The sequence below is a fragment of the Herbaspirillum sp. WGmk3 genome (assembly GCF_023952535.1).
Classification (GTDB): domain Bacteria; phylum Pseudomonadota; class Gammaproteobacteria; order Burkholderiales; family Burkholderiaceae_D; genus Herbaspirillum; species Herbaspirillum huttiense.
Genome location: NZ_JAKYWT010000005.1, coordinates 421,068 through 445,364, shown reverse-complemented (window position 1 = coordinate 445,364; position 24,297 = coordinate 421,068). Strand labels below are relative to the sequence as shown.

The 24,297-nt window shown below is 63.0% G+C and carries 17 protein-coding genes and 1 riboswitch; of the genes, 5 read left to right on the top strand and 12 right to left on the bottom strand.

Annotation, left to right across the window (positions count from 1 at the left end):
* Positions 1–9 precede the first annotated feature (9 nt).
* Both MKD49_RS20545 and MKD49_RS20540 read right to left on the bottom strand, forming a co-directional pair.
* Positions 10–1,656: a methyl-accepting chemotaxis protein gene (locus MKD49_RS20545; protein ID WP_121042866.1), complete on the bottom strand. Its 1,647-nt coding sequence runs from the start codon at positions 1,654–1,656 to the stop codon at positions 10–12.
* 327 nt (positions 1,657–1,983) lie between these two features.
* A complete protein-coding gene (locus MKD49_RS20540; RefSeq protein WP_252697223.1) occupies positions 1,984–3,438 on the bottom strand; it encodes an MFS transporter in 1,455 nt (484 codons plus the stop codon).
* A gap of 129 nt (positions 3,439–3,567) precedes the next feature.
* Here MKD49_RS20540 and MKD49_RS20535 point away from each other — a divergent pair, with 129 nt between their 5' ends.
* The 3 genes from MKD49_RS20535 to MKD49_RS20525 all read left to right on the top strand — a co-directional run bounded on the left by MKD49_RS20535 (position 3,568) and on the right by MKD49_RS20525 (position 6,968).
* On the top strand, positions 3,568–4,524 hold the full coding sequence (locus MKD49_RS20535; protein WP_252697222.1) for a LysR family transcriptional regulator: 957 nt from the start codon (positions 3,568–3,570) through the stop codon (positions 4,522–4,524).
* 22 nt (positions 4,525–4,546) lie between these two features.
* Positions 4,547–4,939, top strand: coding sequence for a VOC family protein (locus MKD49_RS20530; RefSeq protein ID WP_252697221.1), 393 nt, complete (start codon positions 4,547–4,549; stop codon positions 4,937–4,939).
* Positions 4,940–5,084: 145 nt separating this feature from the next.
* A complete protein-coding gene (locus MKD49_RS20525; protein ID WP_252697220.1) occupies positions 5,085–6,968 on the top strand; it encodes an AI-2E family transporter in 1,884 nt (627 codons plus the stop codon).
* A 111-nt stretch (positions 6,969–7,079) separates the two neighbouring features.
* On the opposite strand, the gene MKD49_RS20520 is transcribed toward MKD49_RS20525, so the two are convergent.
* From MKD49_RS20520 to MKD49_RS20490, 7 genes are all read right to left on the bottom strand, one after another.
* Positions 7,080–8,294 (bottom strand): VWA domain-containing protein, encoded by a 1,215-nt coding sequence (locus MKD49_RS20520; protein WP_252697219.1) that lies wholly within the window; start codon positions 8,292–8,294, stop codon positions 7,080–7,082.
* Between the two features lie 13 nt (positions 8,295–8,307).
* A complete protein-coding gene (locus tag MKD49_RS20515; RefSeq protein WP_252697218.1) occupies positions 8,308–10,788 on the bottom strand; it encodes a DUF5682 family protein in 2,481 nt (826 codons plus the stop codon).
* Between the two features lie 19 nt (positions 10,789–10,807).
* The gene (locus tag MKD49_RS20510; protein ID WP_039789468.1) at positions 10,808–11,899 is read right to left on the bottom strand and encodes an AAA family ATPase; all 1,092 of its coding nucleotides are present in this window, start codon (positions 11,897–11,899) and stop codon (positions 10,808–10,810) included.
* Positions 11,900–11,987: 88 nt separating this feature from the next.
* Complete coding sequence (locus tag MKD49_RS20505) at positions 11,988–13,562, bottom strand: DUF5691 domain-containing protein (RefSeq protein ID WP_252697217.1); 1,575 nt, start codon at positions 13,560–13,562, stop codon at positions 11,988–11,990.
* On the bottom strand, positions 13,559–14,977 hold the full coding sequence (locus tag MKD49_RS20500) for an SWIM zinc finger domain-containing protein (protein WP_209579994.1): 1,419 nt from the start codon (positions 14,975–14,977) through the stop codon (positions 13,559–13,561). The genes MKD49_RS20505 and MKD49_RS20500 overlap by 4 nt, the downstream gene beginning before the upstream one ends.
* Positions 14,978–15,328: 351 nt before the next feature.
* The gene (gene ilvD / locus MKD49_RS20495) at positions 15,329–17,191 is read right to left on the bottom strand and encodes a dihydroxy-acid dehydratase (protein ID WP_209579998.1); all 1,863 of its coding nucleotides are present in this window, start codon (positions 17,189–17,191) and stop codon (positions 15,329–15,331) included.
* Positions 17,192–17,389: 198 nt separating this feature from the next.
* On the bottom strand, positions 17,390–18,832 hold the full coding sequence (locus MKD49_RS20490) for an MFS transporter (protein ID WP_252697216.1): 1,443 nt from the start codon (positions 18,830–18,832) through the stop codon (positions 17,390–17,392).
* Between the two features lie 409 nt (positions 18,833–19,241).
* Between MKD49_RS20490 and MKD49_RS20485 the strand changes: the two genes are divergently transcribed.
* Positions 19,242–20,195, top strand: coding sequence for a 2-hydroxyacid dehydrogenase (locus tag MKD49_RS20485; protein ID WP_134135567.1), 954 nt, complete (start codon positions 19,242–19,244; stop codon positions 20,193–20,195).
* A gap of 68 nt (positions 20,196–20,263) precedes the next feature.
* The gene (locus MKD49_RS20480) at positions 20,264–21,184 is read left to right on the top strand and encodes a LysR family transcriptional regulator (RefSeq protein ID WP_121042852.1); all 921 of its coding nucleotides are present in this window, start codon (positions 20,264–20,266) and stop codon (positions 21,182–21,184) included.
* 2 nt (positions 21,185–21,186) lie between these two features.
* Here MKD49_RS20480 and mntP read toward each other — a convergent pair whose 3' ends face one another.
* The 3 genes from mntP to MKD49_RS20465 form a co-directional block, all read right to left on the bottom strand.
* Entirely contained in the window at positions 21,187–21,768 is a 582-nt protein-coding gene (gene mntP / locus MKD49_RS20475) for a manganese efflux pump MntP (protein ID WP_134135569.1), read from the bottom strand.
* A gap of 8 nt (positions 21,769–21,776) precedes the next feature.
* A riboswitch (yybP-ykoY riboswitch) is annotated at positions 21,777–21,957 on the bottom strand.
* Between the two features lie 151 nt (positions 21,958–22,108).
* Complete coding sequence (locus MKD49_RS20470) at positions 22,109–22,810, bottom strand: hypothetical protein (protein WP_252697215.1); 702 nt, start codon at positions 22,808–22,810, stop codon at positions 22,109–22,111.
* Entirely contained in the window at positions 22,786–24,138 is a 1,353-nt protein-coding gene (locus MKD49_RS20465) for a DUF6402 family protein (protein ID WP_252697214.1), read from the bottom strand. The genes MKD49_RS20470 and MKD49_RS20465 overlap by 25 nt, the downstream gene beginning before the upstream one ends.
* Between the last annotated feature and the right edge of the window lie 159 nt (positions 24,139–24,297).

Here is a 24,297-nt window from a genome sequence, read left to right as displayed (position 1 = left end):
CAGCCAGTCTCAGTGCAGGGCCGCCAGCGGCGCGCCCTGCAAGCCCGGTGCAGCAGGCGATGCATGGCCACTGCCGGGCATGGTCGAGGCATCCTGGCGGATCTTGAAGATCGACACCACCTTCAGCAAGCCACTGGCCTGTTGCGACAGTGACTGCGCTGCCGCACTGGCTTCTTCCACCAGTGCCGCATTCTGCTGGGTCACCTGATCCATCTGCACGATGGCCGTGTTGATCTGCTCGATGCCGCTGCCCTGTTCCTGGGTCGCGGTGGCGATCTCGTTCATGATCTCGCCGAAGCGCTGCACCGAGGCCACGATGCCGCTCATCTGCTGACCGGCGCTGGCCACCAGTTGCGAGCCAGCGCCAACATGCGCCATCGATTCCCCGATCAGGTCCTTGATCTCCTTGGAGGCCACCGCACTGCGCTGCGCCAGCGAGCGCACTTCCGAGGCGACCACCGCAAAGCCGCGCCCCTGCTCACCGGCACGGGCCGCTTCCACCGCTGCGTTGAGGGCGAGGATATTGGTCTGGAAGGCGATGCCTTCAATCACGCCGATGATGTCGGCCATCTTGCCCGAGCTGGCCGAGATCTTGTCCATGGTCGAGACCACGCGATCGAAGGCTTCGCTGCCGGTGGCTGCCGTCTCGGCCGCACCACCCGACAGGCGCAGCGCCTCGGCGGCGTGGCTGGTGTTCTGGCGCACGGTGGTGGTCAGCTCTTCCATGCTGGCGGCGGTTTCTTCCAGCGAGGCGGCTTGTTCTTCGGTACGTTGCGAGAGGTCGAAGTTGCCCTGTGCGATCTGGCCGCTGGCCACCGAAATGGTCTCGGCCGCCGACTTGATGCCGTGTGCGATCACGTTCAACTGGTAACGCATCTGCTCGATGGAAGCCATCAGGCTGGAGCCGTCGCCGTCCCGCAGGCGCACCGTGGCGGTGAGATCGCCCGAGGCAATCTCGCGCGCGATGGCCTGCGCCTCCGACGGCTCGGCTCCCAGCTGGCGCAGGATGCTGCGCGCAATCAGGGCCGAGGCGGCAATACCCACCAGCAGCGCCAGCGCGACGGCGGTCAGCATCACCGTGCGCAGCCAGGCGTAGGTAGTACGTGCATCGGCGGCAGCTTCCTCATTGAGCTGGTCTTCAAAATCGGCCAGCTCGGTAAGCGAATTGATCCAGGCCAGTTGCTTGGGGCGTACTTCAGTGATGAGCACCTTCACGGCATCGGCCGGCTTGTTGTCCAGACCCAGTTGCAGCGCCTTGGCCATCAGCGGCACGGTGGCGGCTTCATCGGCCTTGATCTTCGACAGCAGCTGCTTCTCGCGCTCGGTGGTAGCGGCTTCCGTGCTGAACATCTTGTCGAGCGCAAGCAAGGCATCGGCGTAAATCTTTTCCTGGCGCGCCAGTGTCTGCGACTCCACGCGCATGCTTTCCTGATCTTCCAGCAAGGCAATGTTGCGAATGGCGATGGCGCGCTGACTCAATGCGTTGCGCAAGACGGTAACCAACTTGGTTTCGGCATTATTGATGGCAGTGATGTCGGTGAGTGCATCATTGATGCGCGACATGCCTGCCATGCCCAGTACGGAGATGCCCAGCAGAAACACGAGAATCAGGCCGAAGCCCAACGCCAGCCTGGTCACGACTTTCAACTTGCCCATGGTATTGCCCCCTTTTGCGGTATCCCCCGGCCGATGGAAGGTGAGGCCGGAGAGAGTTTGACGGAGCTTGCCCGGGAAGGACTGCGGGACCTGAACGCTTGAGTGGGCGAGGAGGGGTGAAGCGGGACGCTGTTGTGATTGTGGTTCGCCCTGTTGCAGTCAGTCCGCCGGCAAGCAGAACCAGTCTATGCTCCTGCCTGCCGGGACAAAGCGAGAATCAGCGAGGATTTATCGGCTCACTAAAAAGTTACCAATTTGGGTACATTTCAGTCAATGATGAGCTCGGCGGGCGTTGACGTTTTCTGCACCATGGCCCGCGAGGGCAGATCAGGCGGGCGATTGCGCCTTGCGCCGAAGACGGCTGGCGCTGACCGCAGTCGCCAGCGCCGTGGCCAATACCGCGATCCACAGTGCGAGACGAATCGCCTCGCCATCCTGGGCCGCGCTCATGCGCACTTCCCCTTGCGCGACGGCACCGGCGGTGTAAATCGCCAGGACCGTACCCAGCAAGGCGGCTCCCAAGCACTGGCCGAAGGTGCGCATGATGGCCAGCACGCCGGAGGCATTGCCGCTGCGTTCGCGGGCAACGTTGGACAACATCTCGCGATTGTTGGGACTCTGGAAGAAACCGAAGCCCATGCCGCACACCAGGGCACGCCAGCCGATGTCCCAGGCCTGGGCGTGATCGGGCAGCAGCGCCAGCAAAGCCAGGCCGACCGTAAAGAGCGCCAGGCCCAGGCTCGACAGCAGCGCGGGGGAATGGCGGTCCGCCAGTTTGCCCGCATGCGGCGCCACCAGCACGATGCCCAGCGGCCAGGGTGTGAACAGCGCCGCCGATTCAAACGCGGTATAGCCATAGCCGTTCTGGAACAGGAAGGGCAAGGCCACGAAGGCGATGCCCTGCCCCACGAAGGACGCCAACGAGGTCAGTGCGGCCAGCGAGAAACGCGCATTGGCAAAGATGTCCAGCGGCAACAGCGGCTCCGGCACGCGGCGCTGCCCGCGCACGAAAGCGGTGCCGGCCAGCAGCGCCACCAGCGCGTAGGCTGCCGCCTCCAGCATGGCATGAGTGCCCTGCCCCGGTTCGGCAAAGCGCGCACAGGTGTCGGCGGCCATGATGATGGCACCCATGGCCAGCGCCGACCACAGCGCACCGGCCACGTCGAAGGGGGCCTGGGCCGGTTTGCGTGTTTCCGGAATGGCACTCCAGGACAGCAGCACGGCGACGATGCCCAGCGGGACGTTGATGAGGAAGATCCACTCCCAGCCCAGCGCGGCCAGCAAGGTGCCGCCCAGTACCGGACCGACGGCGGTGCTGGCGGCCACCAGCACGGCATTGAGGCCAAGGATGCGGCCCAGCAGGCGATTGGGAAAGACGGTGCGATGGATGGCCGGCGCAATGCTCAGCATGGCCGCGCCGCCCAGCCCTTGCAGCACGCGCATGACAATGAGCAGATCCACCGAGCGCGACAGGGCGCAGCCCAGCGACGCCAGCGTAAACACGGCGAGCCCGGCCGTGAACTGGGTACGAAAGCCCAGCCGTGAGGACAGGGCCGCAAACGCGGCCAGCGTCATCGCGGTGGCCAGCAGGTAGGCGTTGGCCACCCACACGGAAGCCGCGGCCGAGGTCTGCAGGGCCAGGCTGATCTGCGGCAGGGCGACGTTGATGATGGTGCCGTCGAACACGGCCATGGTGGTGGCCATCATGACAGCCAGCATGGCGCGGCGGCGCTGCACGCCCGGCAGGCCTTCGTCGCCGGGCAGGTCGGTAAAGAGTGACATGGGGATCGCTTGGGAAGATCGAATCAGGTCTTCACTATAGCCAGCCGCGAGACAAGGCGGAAGACGCATGGCTTGCATTGGATCATTGCACGGGACGCCATGTCACCCTTCGCATGCTAGGATGCCGCCATGCCCGATACCGACCTCAACCTCCTGATCGCCCTGGATGCCCTCATCGCCGAAGCCAGCGTGGCCGGGGCCGCGCGCCGCCTGGGCCTGAGCGCCTCGGCCATGAGCCGCACCCTGACGCGCCTGCGCCAGGCGACCGGCGACCAGTTGCTGGTGCGCGCCGGGCGGCAGATGGTACTCACCCCCTGCGCGGAAGCTCTGCAGGAGCGCGTGCGCAATGTGGTGCATGAAGCGCGCTCGGTGTTGCGTCCTTCGGTACCGGAACTGGATGTGGCGCGGCTGGAGCGCGACTTCACCATCCGCGCCAACGAGGGCTTCATCGAAGCCTGTGGTGCCGCGCTCATCCGTGCCGTCACCCGCGAAGCGCCGCTGGTGCGCCTGCGCTTCGCGCCCAAGGTGGAGCGCAGTCCGCTGCCCCTGCGTGAAGGCAGTGCCGATCTCGAAATCGGCGTGGCCAGCGAGATGGGACCGGAGGTGCGCCTGCAGACCCTGTTCCGTGACCGTTTCGTCGGTGCGGTGCGGATCGGCCATCCGCTGGCGGCCCTGCGGCGCGTGAGTGCCGAGCGCTATTGCGCCTATGAACACGTGAGCGCTTCGCCGCGCGGCGACCGCGCCAGTCCGCTCGATGCCGCGCTGGCCGAGCGCGGTCTGGTGCGCAAGGTGGTGGCGGTGGTGCCGAGTTTTCCCGGTGCGCTGGCGGTGGTGCGCAACTCCGACCTGGTGGCCATGGTGCCGCGCTCCTTCCTGACCACGGCCGGCGCGCCGCGCAAGGATGGCAGCGCGTCCGGCATCCATCTGTTCGAATTGCCGATCGCGACCGCTCCCATCATCGTCTCGCTGATGTGGCATCCGCGCGTGGAGCTGGACCCGGCACATCGCTGGCTGCGCGACAAGGTGCGCGCGGTCTGTGCCGGGCTGGCGCAGCACGGTGCGGGTGCCAAAGGCCGTCCCGGCTGAACCCTTTTCCTGAAAGCATTCCATGCAACTGCAAGGCATTCATCATGTGGCCGTCATCTGTTCCGACTATGCCGTCTCCAAGGCCTTCTATGTGGACCTGCTGGGTCTGCGCGTGATCGCCGAACATTACCGCCAGGCGCGCGATTCCTGGAAGCTGGACCTGGGCCTGCCCGATGGCAGCCAGATCGAGCTGTTTTCCTTCCCTGCACCGCCGCCGCGTCCTTCGCGCCCCGAGGCCTGCGGTCTGCGCCATCTCTCCTTTGCCGTGGCCGACGTGGCTGCCAGCAAGGCTGAGCTGGAGGCCAGTGGCGTGGTGGTGGAAGAGATCCGCGTGGATGAATACACGGGCCGGCGCTTCACCTTCTTCGCCGATCCGGATGGGCTGCCACTGGAACTGTATGAAGTGATCCGCTGAACTGGCCCGTCCGCAAGCCGCGCCACAGCTGAGCTTGCGCGGCATGGTGCAGAAAACGTCAAGCCGCCATGCGCGCACCGCAAGGGCAACGGCTATACTCGCGCTGCATTCCTGACCGGCCTGCCTTCCTGCCCACATCCACGCCATGCAAAACCTCAAGACTTCCGCCTTCTCGCGCCTGAGCTCCACTACCCTGCTGGGGGCTGCCGTGGTGCTGGGCATGCTCTACTTCGGCCGCGAGATCCTGGCTCCGCTGGCCGTAGCCGGCATCGCCAGCCTGATCATCCTGCCGCTGGTGAGGAAACTCGATGCCCTGGGCCTGAACCGGGCGGCGGCGGCCATGGTCTCGGTGCTGCTGGTCGGTGGCTGCCTGGTGGCACTGGCGGTGGTGCTGACCTTCCAGCTGGTGAGCGTGACCAGCGACCTGCCGCAATATCGCGAAGGTATCCAGGACAAGGTGGAAAGCGTGCGCGCCATGGCCGAGCGCCCCTTCGCCCGGCTGGAAGCCGAACTGAGCGCGGTAATCCCGCAGCCGGTTCCGGAGAGCGCGCGCAGCGGCAAGAAAAACAGCCGGACCGCAGCCGCCGCCGCTGCAGCGGCGGCCACGCCCGAAGCCGATACCCGCATGTCGGTGCGCGGTGCCTTGCGGCGGCTGTTTGCGCTGGCCTGGGGGCCGATCGGCCAGGCCGGCATCGTGCTGGTGCTGCTGGTGTTCATCCTGCTGGAACAGGAGTCCCTGCGCGAACGCCTGATCCGCCTGGCCGGGCTGACCGAGATGAGCCGCACCATGCAGGCGCTGGGCGATGCTGCCGAGGGCGTGTCGCGTTTCTTCTTTTCGCAGTTCGTGGTCAACCTGGTGTTCGGACTCATCATGGGCGCGGTGCTGGCCGCCGGCGGCGTACCGCACGCGGTGCTGTGGGGTGCGCTGGCCGGGGTGCTGCGTTTCGTTCCTTACCTGGGCGCGCTGGCGTCCGGACTGATGATTTCGGTCTTCATCGCCGCCATTGATCCGGGCTGGTGGCTGGCGCTGTCCTTCCTCGCCTTCTACGTGGGGCTGGAAGTGATCGTGGCCAACTTCATCGAGCCGCGCGTGTATGGTCACAGCTCCGGTCTCTCTCCGCTGGCGGTGATCGTCTCGGCGCTGTTCTGGGGCACGCTGTGGGGCCCCATCGGCTTGCTGCTTTCCACCCCGTTGACGCTGTGCCTGGTGGTGGCCGGACGCCACGTGGCCGCACTCGAACCGATCACCATCCTGCTGGGCGAAGCGCCCGACATGACTCACGCGGAGCGCTTCTACCAGCGCGCCCTGGCCGGTGAATCGGAGGCCATCATCCGTGATGCACGCGGCCATCTTCAGAAGCAGAGCTTCGCCAAGTATTGCGACCAGATCCTGCTGCCGGGCCTGGCCTTGGCGGCATTGGACCTGCGCCATGGCCGCATCGAGGGTGCGCAGCAGGAACGGCTGCTGCATTCGGTGTCGCAGCTCACCGAAGTGCTCACGCAAAGCCCGGGCGCACCACGCAGCCTGCGTCGCCGGCGCGAAGTGCCATTGCTCAACAGCGGCGTCGGCGCACACCTGCGCGAACTGCGTCAGGCGCGGCTGGGCCGCTGGCAGGGTTCGCTGGATGTGCCGCAGGGCTCGGTGGTGCTGTGCGGCGGCTTGCGCGGGGAGCGCGATGACCTGCTCTCCGAACTGCTGGTGCATGCGCTGCGCGTGACCGGCATTGATGCCCGCAGCATCACGCTGGACCAGCCGGAGGAAGAACAGCCAGATACCAGCAAGGCGGAACTGGTATCCATCGTATTCCTGGTCTATCCGGTGCGCGAGAAGCTGGAGGCGTGGATGGCGGTGGTGCATGACCTGCGCGAGAACCTGCCGCATGCGCTGCTGGTCACCATCCGCCCCTCATTCTTCAATGAAGAGGTAGAGGCCACGACCGTGAAAGAACAGGTGGACATGGTGCTGTCATCCTTCGAAGAAGGGCTGGCGTTTGCGTCTACGCATATGCGGCCGGCGATCAAGGCCTGATGCGCTTGTCGCTGCGACCTGACGGCACCGGGACGGCAAGGAGACAGCCGGTGCGCAGCCGCTGGTGGTCAGTTGCGCAGCATCAGCTGACCGCCAGCATGCAGGACGTCTTCAAGCTGCACGGCTGGTTTTGATGCCTTGCCCTGCAGCCCAGGCGTTCACATCGTCGCGCCGGATCGCCGCAGCCATCAAGCCAGGAAAAGCATCGGGAGTGCACGCAAAACTGGGCACACCCAGGCTGGCCAGTTTGGAGGCCAGCTCCTTGTCGTAGGCAGGAGCGCCTTCATCACTGAGGGCCAGCAGCGCGATGAACTGCACCCCTGACTCGACCAACTCCTGCGCACGGCGGAGCAAGCCGGCTTCCACCCCGCCCTCGTACAGATCGGAAATCAACACGAGGATGGTGTTGCGTGGCTCCTTGATGAGAGTCTGACAGTAGCCAACGGCACCGTTGATGTCGGTGCCGCCGCCCAACTGCACGCCAAAGAGAAGATCAACCGGATCCTGCAATTGCTCGGTCATGTCGACCACCTGGGTATCGAACACGACCAGCTTGGTGGCTACCGAGGGCAGGCTGGCCATGACCGCGCCGAAAATGCTGGAATACACCACGGACGCCGCCATGGAGCCGCTCTGGTCTATGCACAGGACCACCTCGCGCTGCGGGCGACGCGCCTTGCGACCGTATCCGATGAGTGTCTGGGGCACGATGGTCCGGTAGTCCGGTTGCCAATGGCGCAGATTGGCGCGCAGGGTGCGGTTCCAGTCGATCTCGGCATGGCGCGGGCGGCGATTGCGCTGGCTCCTGTCCAATGCGCCGGTGATGGCACTGCGCATGGGCTCGTCCAGCAACTTCAGGAGCGCATCCACCACACGTCGCACTACCATGCGCGCTGTCTCGCGCGTCTCGGCAGGAATGACGCTGTTGAGCGAGACCAGGCTCGCCACCAGGTGCACATCCGGTTGTGCCGATTCCAGCATTTCCGGCTGCAGCAGCATCTCGCGCATGTTCAATCTGTCGAGTGCGTCGCGCTGCATGACTTGCACGATGGAACTGGGAAAGTAGTTGCGTATGTCGCCCAACCAACGGGCCACGCTGGGAGCCGAACTACCCCGACCGCCCTTGCGTTGCAGCCCCTGGCCGCCCTGGGGGTCGTACAAGGCATTGAGTGCCTGGTCGATGCCGTTCAGGCTATCCGACAGGCAGCCGCAGCTTTTCTCGGCTTGCGTGCCAAGTACCAGACGCCAGCGTTGCAGGCGGTCGGTGGGCGGTGCCTCGGGGGAGGCTACGGAGGCCGTAGCGGGATTCGGAATGTGGCTTGTCATGGGAATTCCTCAGTCATTCACTCTTGCCTGGACGGTCAGCCGGCTCGGCCGTCAGGCCCAGTAACAGACGCAGTGTGGGAAGGGCCATGGCTGCACGCTCTGCACTCCAGCTCCCGGCACTGGCTTGTGGGGCTGCGGCACCGGCGGCACCGTGGGAAGCGCGTACGCCCAGGTCATGCCGTTCACTTTGGGAAAAGCGGGCAAAGCTGCGTCGCACCAGTGGAACGATCTGCACGAAATGCTCGTCGCTCAGGTTGGCCAGCCAGTGATCGACCAGGCTCCATACCTGCACATCATGCAGCAAGACCATGGCGTTCTGGTTGAGGAATCCCTCCAGCCAATACGCCGCGTCCAGCGGTTCCATGCCGGACGAGAGGTGACGGGCCAATTGCGTGGCCACTTCTTCCTGTGACAGATGATGTGCATCGAGCATCAGGCGACAGCACAGGCCGCGCAGCAAGGCATGCGCAGATTCACCCAAGGCGATCTGCTTCAAGGCTCCCTGCCAGGCGGCGACCTGCTCTGCGCCTTCATGCAAGGCCACCGCTTCGTGTGTGGCGAGAATGGACTGGCGCAATGACTGTGCTGCCGACTCATCCACGCCCTGGCATGCCAAGGGCAGGCCAATGGCACCACGTACGATCAAGCCATCCAGGAGCTGCGCGAGCAATGCGCTGTCGGTCTGGCGCACGCTGCCGTAGCGGAACACGCGCACCAGGGGAGGTACCGCTCCGATGAGCTGTATCGCATCCCCGGTAAGCGCAGCGCGCGCCTGCAATGCGGCGCTCACCACCTCCACGGCACCCGCCAATTCGGCCATGAGCACCTGGTCGATCAGCTCGGCCAGGTCTTCCAGGAGAGTGAGCCGGACACATTGCTCGGCAACGCAAGCGCATGCGGCTTGCTCCAGCGTCGCGCCGTAGCGGCTGGCCTCGATCACGCGGATGGCAAACCCGGGTTGCCACTCCAACGCCCAACTCTCACGGAAAGTGCCCCGGTTGCCGCGTGTTGCGCGCGCGGGCTCTCCCCAGTTCACGCCGATCAGGCGCAGGCGATGCAGGAAGTGACTGCGTGCGAGGTCCATCTCCTGCCGCAGATCCAGGTCCAGCAGGCGATGCGCTGCCTCGACCTTGAGACGCAGCTTTTTCTGCGCTTGTTCGATGTCACGCTGCAAGGGAACCGCGGGCACATCGACCGGCACCTGCCCCATGACATCACCGACCGTGAGCGCAAGATGGATGAGCCGCAAAGGTGCTGATTCCCCCATGCACATGACGGTACGCACGGCCTCGTCCAGTTCATCCAGCCCCGGATGGGCACGGCCTCGCATGACGGCCAGGGTATTGGCCAGCCGCGTGGCCTCGATGACGTGGGCACTGGAGCAATCCACCTGGTGCTCGCGCAACACCCTTGCCACGCGGGCGAGCCAGCGGGTGGCACGGTCAGGCTGGTGGCCGGCGTGTTGCATCTCCTGCCCATGCGCAGGAGATGCATGCCACAAGTGGTGGTACCAGCCCGGCGCGGCCACTCCCGCGCCATAGCCGCTGTCCAGCGTAAGGTGGTGATAGGTCCAGGGCACCCAGGTTGCCTCGGTCTTGACCTTCGGCAAACCTTTCAGGATCGCCGCATCCGCCTTGGCGGTATGTGCCGCCATCAACGCCGGGGTATGCCAGGCACCACACACGACGGCGATACGTTGATGCCCCTCCTTGATCGCCTCGCGCACGCATTGACGCATGTGGGCTTCACGCTGGGCCTCGCGCTGCTCATCCTCGGCAGAGCGTTCATGCGGCCAGGTTTCACGCAGGCTCGTCATCGCTTCGGTGATGCCACTGAACAAGTCCTCGCCATCGCCGCGCTCTTCAATGAGCTGATTCCACCAGCTTTCCCCGTCGGCAAAACCGGCGGCGTGGGCCAGCGCATCCAGCGGATCATGTCGCCACGGCTGGAAGCTCTTCTGCGCCCCATCTGCCGGCTGCGCGTCGGCCGGAAGCCGGGCAACTTCCTCTTCAGGCGAGGCGGATGGTTCAGGGGATTCCGGGGATGGCGGGACTGACAAGGGCGTCATCAATGCAGGTACCGCACTCGCTTCAGCAGACAAGGAAGAACGTCGCGCCTGCTCCTGCGCCAAACGGACTGCCTGGGGCAAATCGATGAAACGCGTGGGTATGCCCTCGCGTACACCGAACTGCAACGCCTGCCACTCGGGCGAATACTCCGCGAACGGGTAAAAGACCGCGTCTTCTCTGCTGCCGGGGGCATACACCAGCAGGGCAACAGGCGGTTTGATTTCCTGGTGCAAGACGTAGGGAATGAGCGCATTGGCGTCCGGCGGACCTTCGATCAAGATACAGTCAGGCTGCAGGCTGAGCAGCACATGCCGCAGGCTGCGGGCGCAGCCGGGTCCGTGGTGGCGGATGCCGAAGTAGTGCACCGGACCCGGCGTTGATGCAGGGCCGGATGCCGCTTTGGTGGTCGAAGACAGGTCTGCCATGGCAGATTCGGCGGCGGGATCAGAGTTGCTCACGGCAGGCGCGGTAGAGTTCCATCCAGTCGGGGCGTTCCTTGACCACGGTCTCCAGATACTCCTTCCACACCACTTGGTCTTGCACGGGGTCTTTCACGATGGCACCGATAAGGCCCGATGCAATGTCGGCGGCATGCAGGGAGCCGTCCCCAAAATGCCCGGCCAGGGCCATGCCGCTGTTGATCACGGAGATAGCCTCTGCCGTGGAGAGCGTGGAGGATGGCGACTTGATGCGGGTCTTGCCATCTTCCGTCTGGCCATTGCGCAACTCACGGAAGATCTGCACCACGCGGCGAATTTCGCTGAGGCCCGGCGGTTCGGCAGGCAACTCCAGGGCACGGCCGAGTTCGGCCACGCGCTTGGCGACGATCTGCACTTCCTCCTGTTCACTGGAGGGAACGGGCAACACCACCGTGTTGAAGCGCCGCTTCAAGGCACTGGAGAGTTCGTTGACGCCCTTGTCGCGGTTGTTGGCCGTCGCAATGACGGAGAAGCCGCGTGTGGCCTGCACTTCGCTGCCCAATTCGGGAATGGGCAAGGTCTTTTCCGAGAGTACCGTGATCAGGGTGTCCTGCACATCTGCGGGGATGCGGGTCAATTCTTCCACGCGGGCGATCTTTCCCAATTTCATGGCCTGCACCAGAGGACTGGGAACCAGGGCGTTTTCGGAAGGGCCATGCGCCAGCAACTGCGCGTAATTCCAGCCGTAACGCAATTGCTCCTCGCTGGTCCCTGCAGTCCCCTGGATCAGCATGGTGGAGTCGCCGCTGATGGCGGCCGCCAGATGTTCTGACACCCAGGATTTGGCGGTGCCCGGCACGCCGTAAAGCAAGAGCGCACGGTCGGTCGCCAGGGTAGACACGGCGATCTCCATCAGGCGTGGCGATCCGATGTATTTGGCGCTGACTTCAAAACCGTTGTCGAGCTTGCCGCCCATCAGGTAGGTGACCACCGCCCAGGGCGAAAGCTTCCAATTCGCGGGGCGCTGGCGTTTGTCTACCTTTTGCAGGTTCTCCAGCTCCTCTGCGAACTGGTGCTCGGCGTGCTGACGTAAGACTTGCTGTGTATTGGCATTCATGGATAGGGCTCTGGTCTCGATTGAAGGGGAGCAGTGATTGATACCTGCGGTCTGGGAGGTCGGTTCTCGATAGGGATCCGTGCGGGTTTCAGTTGCCCTCAAGCGGAGGCGACACCAACTGTGCGAGGCGTTCGCGGCAATCCCGCACCTGGATGCACTGCATCAGGCAGGTCGCCAACGCATCGATTTCGTGGAGGCTGTGCTCAAGGTCGATGAGACGCAGGCTGTCGGGGTGCAAGACGCACATCAATTCCGGCAAATGCTCACGCAGGGCATATTGGTCATGCTGATTTCCCTTGGCCAGGCTGGTCCGCAAGATGGGGAGCAATTTCATCGAAAAAACGGATGACAACTGCTGGCCCACCGGACAACCCGCCAGAATCAGCCCGAGCAAGGAGTAGAGGTACTTTTTGTCGGACAGGCGTCGCTCATAAAATTGCTCGCGCTGCGCCGGTGCAAGCAACGCCAGCATGGCTTGCGGGGAGCCCAAGTCTTCCTGGTCGACAAGTTCGATCAATGCCTCGCACCACGCCGCATTGCGCTGACGAACGGCTGCCTGCGACCATGCGCGCAGGAGTGCGTCCTTCCAATCGCTCTGCATGCTCCAGACAAGGATTTGCACGGGGCTTCTTCCAGTGTGTTGTTCCCACCAGGACAAGGGCGTACGCCGCACCAACTGGAACAACCACCACGCACGTTCCCCCAGTTTTTCATAGGCGGGGCGTTTGATTTCGAGTTGATCGGCCTGCCAGTCTTCACCCACATGCATCGGCGCGTCCATCGTTTCGCCAACCAGTGGGCGCAGACGTTCCACCATGCGCAGCGCATAGGCGCTGCCGGGAAGATCCGACAGCAACTCTGCAGCAATCCGGCGTACATCCTGGGAGCGGTCCTTGCCGAGTTGGGTTTGCAGGAAGGATTCATCAGCGGGATTCAAGCGGGTCGCCAGGCATTCGATCAGCGCGGCGCGCTCCTTGGCGGGCAAGCTTCCCCACTCCTGATTCAAACGTTCACGTGCGGCATCGGGGTCCGTGGCACGCTGGCCAAGCAAGACCTGGCGGCGCTGCTCCAGACTGCCTTCACGCCACAGGGTTTGCGTATCCGCCTGTTGATGCACACCCGCTGCATAAGCCCATTGGGGATTGCACTTCGCCAGCCAGCGCCCGCGCTCACCGATGACTGCGCCGATCTCCCCGCGCAGCGCCGTGTTGCCGGCTCCCAGTTGCAGCAAGAGGGGCAGCTTGACCGAAGGCACATGCAAACCCGCCCGGTCCATCTCCCGCAACACTTGCACCTGCAGACGCAGCAAACCGATGGACATCACCCGCTCAAGCAAAGGCAGCCATGCTGGCGGAGCCCGCCTGCGCGATTCTGGTGCCGCCACCTCGGCTGGCACGGAGACGTCGGAGGCAGGCAGCCATGCCACCCGGCGCGCCAGCGCCAATGCACCGGCAACGCGCAACAACTGTCCGGGCGCGGCAGAGGGCTCTGTGGACAGGCGATCATGGAGCGCCAATGCGATCGGGTCCCGCGCCGTGGCAGGCGGCAGCGTCCAATGTCTGTCCGCCCCGACCAAGGCCACCTTGACCAACGCATCCCAATGGTCAAGGCTCCCGATATCCAGCGCCCCGTTTGTTGAAGTTGTTGAAGTTGTCACCGTCATTGCTCCTGTGGCGCGTGTGTGGCCGCCCAATACTCCGCAGCGTTCCACGCCAGCAGCGGGGTGAGTCGCTCACCATTCCATTCGCCAAAGACATTGAAGGCCTCTCCGCCGGACAGCGCCATCATTTGCCATGCATGTGCATCCACTATGCGCAGGTCCACGCTGGGTCGGACCTGGCTGCCTGGGTCGGCGCTGAGATGCAAGGTCCATTCCGGCACTGCATCGGATCCGAGGCCAGCCTCCGTCTTCTGGGGTTCATGGTGCATCAGGTGCACATCCCTGAAACATACCGGGCTTTGCATCAGCCACGGATTGGCCAGGCATTGCTTCGCCATCGCCATCCATTCCTGGCCTTCGTCACGACAACATGTGGCGGCGAATGCTTGCGCAAGTACCACGTCAGCGGCTCCCTCTGCCGCATCGTCCGTACCTGCCGGGATAGCAGCGCCTACGGCCAGCGCCCGCAAGGCCTGATCGCCCGGATAGAAAGCCAGCTCGGCTCCAACCAGCTGGCCCACGGCCCAACCCATCTCCACGGGTCTGGTCGCATGCGCATAGTCCAGCAGCAAGGCACGTCGCTGCGTGTGCGTGCCTTGCAACCACACCCGGTGTTCGGTCAAGCGGTTCTCCAGCTCGGTCACCACATTGGCCAATACCCGCCATTGATCGGTGACCCGTTCACCCGCCACAAGCACCTCATCGCGGTCATACGACCAGCCTAGCGCCTGGCGCACATGCGCCTGCATGCTCGCTGGCAGCTGCTCATAGCGTTGCAACGCATCCAGCAGCAATTGCAGGCTGCCCAGCCGCTGCAGCAGGCGAGCAGGCCAATCGCGGCCCTGGCCCACCAGCGTCATCGCATTGGTCAGCAGCTGCCCCAGCCTGGCTGCCTGTGCGTCCACCATGCGTGCAGCCATGGCATGCCAGTTCTGCTCTTGCTCACTGCTCAGCGTGGCCAGCCCCTGGCGCATCAGGTCATCCAACCACAATGCCAATTCGCGCGCCCCTGCGCACATGCGCTGCAGACGCTGTGCCTGACGCTTGAGCACAAGTGCCGGATCCGGCGGCGCTGCGCTGGCCGCCACGGCGGCCTTGATCTCTTTCTTTTCTGCGCGGTCTCTGCGCGAACTGAGCCACTCGGTGACCCAACCAGGCTCGACCGCCGTGAACGCACTGCTGTCGCGCGCCAGGAAAAGGAGCAAAGCCAAACCATGTTTGCAGGGGAATTTACGACTGGGGCAACTGCATTTGAAACTCGGGACGCCAGCCACGAAATGGACTTGCGTTTGATAAGGCTTGCTTCCGCTACCTTGGCATTCGCCCCATACGGCTTCATCGCTTGCCCCCAGCGCAGGCCACTTGGCCGGGACCACCAGGCCCTGTGCGGCCTTGGTCGAAGACGCGTCTGGCGACATGGCCAGCACTTGATCAGTGCTCAGCGTAGGACGACTCAATGCACTCCCCCTGGACAGATTGATGTTGGAACCGCAACCGGCTCATTGGAACACCGTCAGCAGATCTTCCCGACTCCGTTGCGAGCTGGAAATTCTACCAAAGTGGGACGAGCGCTTGTGCCCATTCAAACCGCCGGCACGATTCAACGTACATATCAACGTACATATGCGGTAAACATTCGGTCATCAAGGTCCGTTCCCGTAATGATCTCCGCGACGGGTTGCTCGCTTCGCACCCGTCCGCCCAAAACAAAGCCGCCCGGCTTGCACCGGGCGGCTTGGTCATATCAGGCTGATGAGACTGGTGACGGATCAGCGCTTCAGTTGCGACAGGTCACGCACGGCACCTCGATCAGCCGACGTGGTCAGCGCCGCATAAGCCTGCAGTGCCTGCGACACCACGCGCTGGCGGTTGCCCGGCTGCCACGCGGCATCGCCACGGGCGTCCATCTCTGCACGGCGCTTGGCCAGTTCGTCACCGGAGATGCGCAGGTTGATGGTGCGGTTGGGGATGTCGATATCGATCATGTCGCCCTCTTCCACCAGGCCGATGGCACCGCCTTCGGCCGCTTCCGGCGACGCGTGGCCGATCACCAGGCCCGAGGAACCGCCGGAGAAGCGGCCATCGGTGAACAGCGCGCAGGCCTTGCCCAGGCCCTTGGACTTGATGTACGAAGTCGGGTACAGCATTTCCTGCATGCCGGGGCCGCCCTTGGGGCCTTCATAGCGCACGATGACCACATCACCGGCCTTGACCTTGTCGCCCAGGATGCCTTCCACAGCCGCATCCTGGCTCTCGAAGACGCGTGCGGTGCCGGAGAACTTCAGGATGCTTTCATCCACGCCAGCGGTCTTGACGATGCAACCCTTCTCGGCGATGTTGCCGTACAGGACCGCCAGGCCGCCGTCTTGCGAGTAAGCGTGTTCGCGATCGCGGATGCAGCCGTTGGCGCGGTCCAGGTCGCTGTCTTCAAAACGCTCTTCCTGCGAGAAGGCCGTCTGCGTGGGCACGCCACCGGGGGCGGCACGGAACAGCTTGTGCACGGCCGGATCGCTGGTGACGCGGATGTCGAATTTCTCGATGGCTTCGCCCAGGGTCTTGCTGTGCACGGTCGGACGCGAGGTGTCCAGCAGGCCGGCACGGGCCAGCTCACCCAGGATGGCGATGATGCCGCCGGCACGGTGCACGTCTTCGATGTGGTACTTGTTGGTCATCGGCGCGACCTTGCACAGGCAGGGGACCTTGCGCGAGATGCGGTCGATGTCGGCCATGGTGAATTCCACCTTGGCTTCGTGGGCTGCGGCCAGCAGGTGCAGCACGGTGTTGGTGGAGCCGCCCATGGAGACGTCCAGGGCCATGGCGTTTTCCCAGGTTTCCTTGGTGCAGATGTTGCGCGGCAGGATGCTGTAGTCGTCCTGTTCGTAGTGGCGCTTGGCCAGTTCGACGATCAGGCGGCCGGCGCGCAGGAACAGTTCCTTGCGGTCGGCGTGGGTAGCGAGAACGGTGCCATTACCCGGCAGCGACAGGCCCAGCACTTCGGTCAGGCAGTTCATCGAGTTGGCGGTGAACATGCCCGAGCAGGAACCGCAGGTCGGACAGGCCGAACGTTCCACTTCGGCCACGTCGGCGTCGGAGATGTTCTTGTCACCGGCCTGGATCATGGCGTCGACCAGGTCGAGCTTGATGACCTTCTTGTCGGTGTTGACGGTCTTGATGACCTTGCCGGCTTCCATCGGCCCGCCGGAGACGAAGACCACGGGGATGTTCAGGCGCATGGCGGCCATCAGCATGCCCGGGGTGATCTTGTCGCAGTTGGAGATGCAGACCATGGCGTCGGCACAGTGGGCGTTGACCATGTATTCCACCGAGTCGGCGATCAGGTCGCGCGAGGGCAGCGAATACAGCATGCCGTCGTGGCCCATGGCGATGCCGTCATCCACGGCGATGGTGTTGAATTCCTTGGCCACGCCGCCGGCCGCCTCGATCTCGCGCGCCACCAGCTGGCCCAGGTCCTTCAGGTGCACGTGGCCGGGCACGAACTGGGTGAAGGAGTTCACGACCGCAATGATGGGCTTGCTGAAATCGCCATCCTTCATGCCGGTGGCACGCCACAGCGCACGCGCGCCGGCCATGTTGCGGCCTTGGGTGGTGGTATAGGAACGGTAGGTCGGCATGATGGGTGTCTCCTCAGGGCTGCTTAGGGAAAAAGGGAGCACAAGAGTGCCTTCGGGGAGAGTGTTTGTCCAATATATAATTCGATGCCTATTAATATCCGTTGGATATTATTCCAAAACAACATGGATAGCCTCTTCAGGCAAGCAAAAGGCCCGCACCATGGCGGGCCCTCAGCGCTTTCACGGCTCAGATGAGACTCAGGCTTCCTCTCCGGCCTTCCTCACGGTAATCGGTTCTACCACGCTCAGCAGCAGCACCAGGCACAGCAGCGAGGTGCCGACCATGTAGAGGAAGACACTGGTCCAGTCATAGCGATCCAGCAGCATGCCCACCGCCAGGGGGGCGCAAGCCCCACCGATCTGCCCCAGCGAATTGACGATGCCGAACGCGGTCGGATAGGTGGACTTGGTCGCCAGCCCCATGGGATAAGCAGAATACCCGGCAAAGCCGATACCCAGCATCAGGCCCGACAGCATCAGCATGGCCCCGAGATACAGCACGCTGTCCGGCGCTTCCACCAGCATCAGCGTCATCACGGCCGTGCCCAGCGCACCCAGCAGCATCATGGGCTTGCGGCGGCCACCGAGCAGGCGATCCGAGATGATCCCGCCCAGCATGTTGCCGGCCACCGCACCGATGAAGGGAGCCGAGGCCAGGAAACCCATCTTCACCGAGGCAAACCCCTTGACCGTCACCAGGTAGGTCGGGATCCATGACATGAAGATGTTGCTGATGCCGATCATGCAGCCATAGCCGATGGCCACGCCGATCACGTTCCAGGAGGTGAAGACCTGGCGCAGCGTTTCCAGACGCGGCACGCGGCGGGTGCGGTTGATGCCGTCCAGCCAGGGCATCGGTGCCACTTGCGCGCCCTGGGCCGGGCGTGCGCCGCTGCTGGCCGAACCGGCCGGCAGGTCCTGCGTGATGTAGCGGCGTTCGGCCTCATTGCAGAAGCGATTCTCGGCCGGCGAATTGGTCACCAGAAAGAACCACAGAATCGCCAGGAAAATGCCCGGCACCGCAAATACGTAAAAGATTTCGCGCCAGCCCCAGAGCTGGATGACGATGATGCAGACCGTCGGCACGATCAGCGGGCCGAGCTTGGAGGCGGCAATCCAGAGCCCGGTGGCCGTGCCCTTTTCCTCGGGCGGGAACCAGCGATTGATGACGTTGGTACAGCCGATGCCCAGCGGTCCTTCCGACAAACCCAGGCCCACGCGGTAGAGCTGCAACAGCAGCACCGAGGAGGTCGTGCCCATGAGGCCGGTGAACAGCGAGGTCAGCAGCATGAAGACCGAAAACAGAATGCCGGTGGTCTTTTCGCTCAGGCGCTTGTACATCAACCCGACCGGAATCTGCACGATGCCGTAGGCAAACGAAAACAGGCTCACGATCAGCCCGGCTTCGGTATTGGAGATGCCGTACTCCTTCTTCATGTACGGCAGGGCGATACCGAAATTGGCGCGATCCGCGCAGGCGATGGCCCAGATCATGAAGATCAGGCCCATCACCACCCAGCGATAGCGGGTCGGTTTCTGCTGGGCCAGCGGTGCGGACGCGCTGGCGGCCGGGGCTGCGGATGAGGCGGATGCGGCGGAACTGCGGCGGCCGACCGGGTCGGCGGCGTCGACGTGATTCATCGTCGGACTCCTTGGGCGTGTCTCGTGTTTATCGTTATGGATGGCGGCAATGGCGTGGCACTGCCGCGCTCAGGACGGCAGCGTGCGGCCGGTCCGGGGTGATCCCAGGTTCATGCTTGTCTCCTGTGCGGGTGGCGGGCTTTGTTGTGTGTCCCCGGAGGGATCTGTTGACGCCCGGCATTCATTGCGGCTCCTGCGTGTCTCGGTGGCCGACGCTGGGAATCATGGCGGCGGCCCTGCATGGCGTCCAATCTTTTCTGGCTATCAGGTGATGTGCGGATTGAATCGATACTGATACCGAATCAGTCACCATTTCGTGAATCAATTGATAGCCTTTTCGGATTGGACGCCCTGCCCGAATGCCCGCATCATCCGCCGGCATTGCCACCGAACGAGAAGGAGTCCCCCCATGAAACGCCACGTGCTGCAGCTCAATCCCATCCTGGTCCCGGCCATCAACGACAAGCTGGAAAGCCTCTATCACATGCACCGCCTGTTCGAGCAGGACGACAAGGAAGCCTATATCGAGCGCCATGGTGCGGTGATCGAAGGCGTCATCACCGGCGGCCACACCGGCATCAGCAATGCGCTCATGGATCGCCTGCCGGCGTTGAAGGTGGTGGCGGTCAATGGTGTCGGGACCGATGCGGTGGACCTCAACCATGCGCGCAGCAAGGGCCTGCCGGTGACCGGCACCTTCGGCGCACTGACCGAAGATGTGGCTGACCTGGCCTTGGGGCTGATGCTGGCGGTGAGCCGGCAGATCTGTCCGGGCCATGCCTTCGTGCAGCGCGGTGACTGGGTGCGCCATCCTTCGCCGACGGCCATTCCACTGTCGCGCCGCCTGAGCGGCAAGCGCGTGGGCATCGTCGGCATGGGCAAGGTGGGCCGCGCCATCGCCCAGCGCGCAGCGGCCTTCGGCTGCCCGATCGCCTATACCGACCTGCGCGCCATGGAGGACCTGCCCTACACCTTCCAGGCCGAGCTGCTGCAACTGGCGCGCGAGAGCGATGTGCTGGTCCTGGCGGCCGCCGCCGACAAGGCGCAAGGCATCATCAATGCCGCCGTGCTCGATGCGCTCGGACGCGAAGGCATCCTCATCAACATCGCGCGCGGCAAGCTGGTGGTGGAAGAGGATCTGGTGGATGCCCTGCAGCGCGGCGTGATCGCCGGTGCGGGTCTGGATGTGTTCGTGGATGAACCCAACGTACCGGCGGCCTTGTTGCAAATGGACCAGGTGGTTCTGCAAGCCCATCGCGCCAGCGCCACCGTGGAGTCGCGCACGGCCATGGGCGAGATGGTGCTGGCCAGCCTGGCGCAAGGTCTGGCCGGACAGCGGCCGGAGGGCAGCCTCACCACCTGAACAGGATCATGGCCGTGGCCGGGAGCGTAACTGCCTATAATGCACGCTCCCCTTACCGGCGAATCCCCATGCTCGATCTGGCTCAAGTCCGTTGTTTCGTGGTCGCTGCGACCGAACTCAATTTCCGTCGTGCAGCGGCGCTACTGAACATGACCCAGCCGCCCCTGTCGCGGCAGATCCATCTGCTGGAACACAGGCTGGGCGTGCAATTGTTTGAACGGGTCGGACGCACCGTGCGCCTGACCACCGAAGGCCGGGTGTTCCTGGCCGATGCTTCACGCCTGCTGCAATTGTCGGAACAGGCCGAGAGCACGGTGCGCCGCGCCAGCCAGGGCAAGACCGGGCGGGTGCGGGTCGGCTTCACCGGTGCGGCCGGCTATGAGCTGATTCCTGAGCTGCTGATGCAGGCGCGCAAGAGCCTGCCCGAAATCGACGTGGTGCTGTTCGAACTGATTTCGGTGTCGCAACTGGAAGCCTTCACCGCCAACACCATCGACATCGGCTTCCTGCGGCCGGTCTCATCACGCCAGCCGCTGGAATTGCAACTGGTGGATGACGAGCCACTGGTGCTGGCCATGCCGCAAGGCCACGCGCTGGCCGCGCATGAGCGCATCGCCACGGCCCAACTCGATGGCCAGCCCTTCATCATGCATTCGCCCACGCATGGAAAATATTTCTACGAACGCATCATGGCCATGCTGGGTGCGGCGGACGTCAAACCCGATTTCACGCAATACATCGACCAGAGCCACACCATCCTGTCGCTGGTGCGTGCCGGGCTGGGCGTAGGCATCCTGCCGGCCTCGGCCCAGCGCTTCCATTACGACCGGGTGGAATTCCGACCGCTGGCAGGCGAGGTGCCGCGCGCCGAGATGAGCATGGCCTGGCGTGCGGACCAGGACAATCCGGCGGTCACGGCCTTCCGCCTGATGGCCGCCGACTACTGTGCCGAACGCGCAGCCAGGCTGCGTCCGGCGGCACCAGCCTGATATCAGCCGCCCACGCGGCTCAGGTGTTCATAGAGGATCGCCGCGCCCACGCCAATCAACACCACGCCACCGATGATCTCGGCGCGCTTGCCGATCAGGTGGCCCAGCACGCGGCCGACCATCACGCCGATGGTGACCATGGTGGTGGTGGCCAGGCCGATCAACAGCGCGGCTTCGAGGATGTTGACGTCGATGAAGGCCAGGCCCACGCCCACGGCCATGGCGTCGATGCTGGTGGCCACCGCAGTGAGGGCCAGCATGACCACGGATTGCTTCTGCGGGGTAGCACTGGCCTCTTCTTCCTCATCATCGTCGCTCAAGCCTTCGCGGATCATGCGCGCACCCAGCACCAGCAGCAACACGAAGGCGATCCAGTGATCCCATTCCGAGACCCACTTGGTGGCGACAGAACCGGCGAACCAGCCGATGAGGGGAGTGATGGCTTCGATCACGCCGAACAGCAGGCCGATGCGCAATGCCTGCAGGAAGCGAGGCTTCTGCATGGCGGCGCCCTTGCCGATGGCGGCCGCAAAGGCGTCCGTGGACATCGCCAGCGCGAGGAGAAGGAGAGCGGGGAAATTCATGAGCGGGGATTCCTTGGCCGGGCGAAAAGTCCATGGACGCGCCTGCGCGCCCAGCCTGGCCGCAGGATACGTCTATGGTCTCGCCTACCTGGATGGCTACCCGCGCCACGGCAGCGATGCTGCCGAGAATGTTGACACGGGCTCTTCCGGATGACCCGGAAGCTGGCTACTCCCCAAAGAGAAGCCCGGATTTTAAACGAAGACGGCCGCGCTAGACAAGTTGTCGTGCCGGGTTCGTCAGAATGCTGCGGCGTACGCTACACAATGTATTGCCATATGGACATTCTGACGAAATGTACGACGCGACTCGCACAAGCATGCACACCAGACCGTGAGTGGTTCAGTCCAGCAAAGGAATGCGCGCACGAATCCAATCGAAGCGTGAAGGCGGGATCGGGATGCGGATATCCGGCCCAAACGCATTGGGCGCAATGATCGCCTCATCGTCGATTTGCAAGGGCTCATGGAATGAAATACCGGCTTGCCAATTAACCGAATAATGCCGCCGCGCCAGTGTTTCCCCGTGCTCGTCCAGCACGCTGAGTTCGAGCTGGTCATTGTCACCATCCTGGGGGCGCGGATTGGAACCGCATATCCGGATCTCATAAGTAACGCCGTTGAAGTCCTTGCGGCCTGCATTGAGCGTAGTGGGAGAATTGTAGAACTCGCAGCGGCCATATTGCGGGCCGAACAAACTGGTAGCCGAGACGATCAGCCCATACGAAAGCAACAGAGCATACGCAACGGTCGCGGTCCGATATCCACGTCGCAGAGAGGGCGATGCCACGACGGACGTTTCCCTTGCCATCCGCGCCAGGAAGCCTAAGAGCGCAATGATCAATGCACCCGCTTGACTGATCGCCATGAGATTCCAGCTTGCATCCTCGCTGAGGTGCCACATCAGGACGGGAGTCCTGACATCGAACAGCGGTGGGACGATGAAAAGCAATATCAGGATCGCCGGTGGCACAGCAACCACGAAGAGTACCGTGCAAAGGGTACCTAGCAGCAAACGCCTCACATAGGTTCCGGGGCGCAACATAGCGTCTCCAGCTTGAATCGAATAGCTTGTTTCAGCTTCAGATACTTCGGTTTTGAATACACCATGAAATCGCCACCTTGCTCGTGCCGTTCTCGCCATTCGTTATACGTTCGGTTGAACACGGGAAAATAGATGTCTTTCGCGCGCTGCCTGCGTATCCACCCTTGCCGGGTATCAACCAGCAGTTCGATTCCTTTATCGGTGAGATAGGGAGTATGCAAACCGCTGCGATCTTGTTTGGCACTCCCTAAATCTGTTTGTACGTCCACATGAAGATTCCACGTAGGTGGAATCACTTGCGCCAGATATCTCCCATCGACCCGATCACTGAACATGCCACCCACGGTAACGATGACGCCGGTTTTATTCCAGTGGCCGAGATACTGTGACTTGAGCTTGCCATCAGCGTCATTGAATGAATAGTTATCTTTGACATAGACGAAGACGTGGGTGATCTCCACGATGGGATCCATACAAAACGTCTTGGTTCTTCCTTTGTTGTCATATCGATGGTACCGCTCGCCGGTCACTGTGAAATTACCCACAGCAGCATAGATATTGAAGTTGGCCAAAGCACCAGTCAAATCCGACATGGCATTTCCATTTGCCGTATCGGAGGTCGACACCGCGACGAACTGGAATTGCCAGTCGTTAGCAAACTGTCTCAAGTCCTTGGTTTGATCGCCTGTGTTGAAGCTCATTGCGCTCATGCTCTTTTCTGCAAATGCCTCCCTTAGATAACGGCTGATTTTCTTGCGAAGTACCAGCAAACTGTTTTCGCTGTAAATCCCCTTGGAAAGCAACTCTTCATACCGCTGCCTGACCTTTCCAAATCCCAAGACCCAATCCAGGGTGACGGTCGTATCGTCGATGGGTTGTATCGAAGAACTGTCATCGTCATAGACATGTCGCTCTCGACCAAACCAGCTTCGTGCCAATGCAGCTGCGACGGGCCATCGTATGTTCTCCATCGCGATGGGGACATCCTGAAGATCAAACACGGGGGGCTTATCACAGGTCTCGATAGAGTCTTCTCGGCCTGATACCGCTTCAGGCAATACTTCGGAAGATTTCTTCCGGCTGCGGTCAGCCAGCTCTTTTTCTTGGCCTTTCGTCATTGGGGCCTGTTGTTTCTTTTGCTGCCCCTCTCGAGAGGAAGGCACCGAAGATTTCTTTTCGCGACCAGGCGGCAGGCGGTCCAGACTCACGCCCGAAGGGGAATCGAGGGGAACACATCCGCGCTCAGTGCGACGAAAGCGCAAAATATTTCCACCGGAACCGCGAGAGTAAGCATCGAGCTGGAAGTAAGGTAATTTTCTTGAACCCATCGAAATTCTCGAAAGAAGAGAATTTGCGATGGTATTTCTTGGCAGATAGCCAATTCAAGGTAGTTGAAGGTCGCCAGAAATGAACGTTTTGGGTAGCCCCCATTTGCCATGTGTCATATCAGGCAACCTGATGCATGAGAAATTCACGGATCGGTTCAA